Raw genomic sequence first — 2,889 nt, forward strand, 5'->3', positions numbered from 1 at the left:
AATGATGCGCACGTCCACGCTCTGGGTCTTGTTGCTGCCCACGCGCTCGAAGGTGCGCTCCTGCAATACGCGCAGCAACTTGGCTTGTAGGCCCAGGGGCATTTCCGAGATTTCGTCGAGCAGGATGGTGCCGCCGTCGGCCTGTTCGAACTTGCCGGCCTGGGCCGCGATGGCGCCGGTGAACGAGCCCTTTTCATGGCCGAACAAGGTGGCTTCGAGCATGTTGTCGGGGATCGCCGCGCAGTTGATCGCAATGAACGGTTGCTTGGCACGGCCCGATTGCTGGTGGATATACCGCGCCAGCACTTCTTTACCGGTGCCGGACTCGCCGGAAATCAGCACGGTGGAATCACTGCGCGCTACCCGCGCTGCCAGTTCCAGCAATTGCGCGCTGGCCGGTTCAAAGGCAATCGGGCCATCGCCGTCGGCTGCGGGCATCACGCCGAGGGCATGCCGGGCCACCAGCTCGATCAACGCCCTGGGTTCGAACGGCTTGACCAGGTAATCGGCTGCGCCTTGACGCATGGCATCCACCGCCCGCTCCACCGCGCCATGGGCGGTCATCAGCAGCACCGGCAGTTGCGGCTGGCGCACCCGCAGCAGGCCGAGCAACTGGTGGCCGTCCATGCCGGGCATGTTGACGTCGCTGACCACCAGGCTGAAGGTTTCCTGTTCGACCGCCTCCAAGGCTTCCTCGGCAGAGCCGACCGCACGGTAGTCATGGCCCGCTAGCAGCAGCGTGTCAGCCAATGCTTCACGCAGGGCGCGATCGTCTTCCACCAATAAAACCTTGATAGTTTTCATCCTCTTACTCCGCGCTTGCCGCACTGGTAAACAGCGGCAAGCTCATCAATGCACAGGTGCCACGCCCCACGCGGGAACGCAGCTGCAATTGTCCCTGATGGGCACGGGCCACGGCCTTGACCACGGTCAGGCCCAGGCCAGTGCCGTTGGTCTTGGTGGTAAAAAACGGCTCGCCCAGGCGCTGCAGCACCTGCGGGGCAATACCGCTGCCGCTGTCGCTGACGCACAGGCGCAGGGTTTGCTCGCGGGTGTACAGGTGCACCTTCAATCGCGCACCTGGGCCACTGGCCTGGGTGGCGTTCTCGATCAGGTTGAGCAGCGCGCCCACCAGGGTGTCACGGTTGCACAGCAATTCGCCCTGGTGGCTGTCGCATTGCCAACGCAGGTTGGCCTCTTGCACATGGGTCGCCGCTGCCGCTTGCAGCGACTGCATCAAGCCGGCAGGGGTAACGCGATCGGTCAGCGGAAGTTCGCCGCGGGCAAACACCAGCATGTCGCGCACTTGGTGTTCCAACTCATGCAAGCGCTCCTTGAGGCGCCCGGCAAAGCGTTGGTGGGTGGCCGCCGGTAATTGCTCGTCAGTCAAATGGCTGGCGTAGATCAATGCCGCCGATAATGGCGTACGAATCTGATGCGCCAAGGAAGCGACCATCCGGCCCAAGGACGACAGCCGCTCATGGCGGGCCAACTGATCTTGCAGGTGCCGGGTTTCTGTCAGGTCATTGAGCAGCACGAGCTGGCCAGGCTCGGCGTCCAGGGAACGGGTGGCGATGGACAGCCGGCGCCCGTCCTTGAGAGAGACTTCGTGGCCGTCGTCTTCACGGGGGGCAAAACAGCGGGTGATGACTTCACGCCACAGCTCGCCTTCCAGCGGCAGGCCGAGCAGGTCGCAGGCGGCCGGGTTGGCTTCGCGCACACGGCCCTGGTCGTCGATGACGATCACGCCACCGGGCAACAGGTCCAGCAGGTTTTGCAGGCGGTTGGCCAGACGCTCTTTCTCGGCCAGCTCTTGCATACGCTGGGCGCTGACCACCGCCAGTTCGCCTTTAAGCTCGGAAACCCGAGCCTCAAGCAGGCTGTAGGAGTCGGTCAGCTGGCTCGACATCTGGTTGAACTGCGAGAACGCGTGCTCCAGGCCCTGGCGGGTTGGCGGTTCTACAGGCGAAACCAGCCCCTGTATGGCAGGGGCCGAAGATAGTTGGGCGGCGTGGGGCATGATGCTCTCTCGCTTGGCTGACCGTCAGTTAAACGGAACGTTGCGAGGGCTGTAGCAATACCCGTGCCGAAAAAAATCTACCTATAAATCAAATAGTTGAAAAACAGGCGTCAATCATCCGCCTGTTCATCACCTTCTTTGCGGCTCATACCGTACTTGCGCATCTTCTCCACCAGGGTGGTGCGACGGATACGCAGGCGCTCGGCGGCGCGGGCCACGATGCCATGGGCATCGTCCAGGGCCTGCTGGATCAACCCTTGTTCGAGATTGCCGAGGTAGTCCTTAAGGTCCAGGCCTTCGGGCGGCAACATCGCGGTGGCGCCGAAGTCCGGAGTATGGCCGTTGATCGCCACGCGCTCTTCCATATCGCTGCGCAGGCTGTCCATCTGTTCGTCTTCGTCGTCGACGTAGCGGAATTTCTTCGGCAGTTCGACCACGCCGATCACCCCGTACGGGTGCATGATCGCCATGCGCTCCACCAGGTTGGCCAGCTCGCGCACGTTGCCCGGCCAGCCGTGGCGGCACAGGGACATGATTGCCGCAGAGTTGAAGCGAATGGAGCCGCGCTTTTCGTGCTCCATGCGCGAGATCAGTTCGTTCATCAACAGCGGGATGTCTTCCACGCGCTCGCGCAGCGGGGCCATCTCGATAGGGAATACGTTGAGGCGGTAGTACAGGTCTTCGCGGAAGCTGCCGACCTCGATCATGCTTTCGAGGTTCTTGTGGGTGGCGGCAATGATGCGCACGTCCACGCTCTGGGTCTTGTTGCTGCCCACGCGCTCGAAGGTGCGCTCCTGCAATACGCGCAGCAGCTTGACCTGCATCGGCAACGGCATGTCGCCGATTTCGTCGAGGAACAGGGTGCCGCC

Annotated in this window: 3 protein-coding genes; all 3 read right to left on the bottom strand. The window is 62.8% G+C overall.

What is annotated here, in order from left to right; translation table 11 throughout:
- On the bottom strand, window positions 1–804 hold an 804-nt coding region (locus GIW04_RS29475; RefSeq protein WP_236479511.1), incomplete at its 3' end, for a sigma-54-dependent transcriptional regulator.
- Between the two features lie 4 nt (window positions 805–808).
- Window positions 809–2,020 carry a sensor histidine kinase gene (locus tag GIW04_RS29480; RefSeq protein ID WP_003192964.1) on the bottom strand — a complete coding sequence of 404 codons (1,212 nt, stop codon included), beginning with the start codon at window positions 2,018–2,020 and terminating at the stop codon, window positions 809–811.
- 110 nt (window positions 2,021–2,130) lie between these two features.
- Window positions 2,131–2,889, bottom strand: a 759-nt coding sequence (locus tag GIW04_RS29485; RefSeq protein WP_236479512.1) for a sigma 54-interacting transcriptional regulator, incomplete at its 5' end; no start/stop codon positions are given.

The sequence above is a fragment of the Pseudomonas sp. PA-4-8C genome (assembly GCF_021606625.1).
Classification (GTDB): Bacteria; Pseudomonadota; Gammaproteobacteria; order Pseudomonadales; family Pseudomonadaceae; genus Aquipseudomonas; species Aquipseudomonas lactis.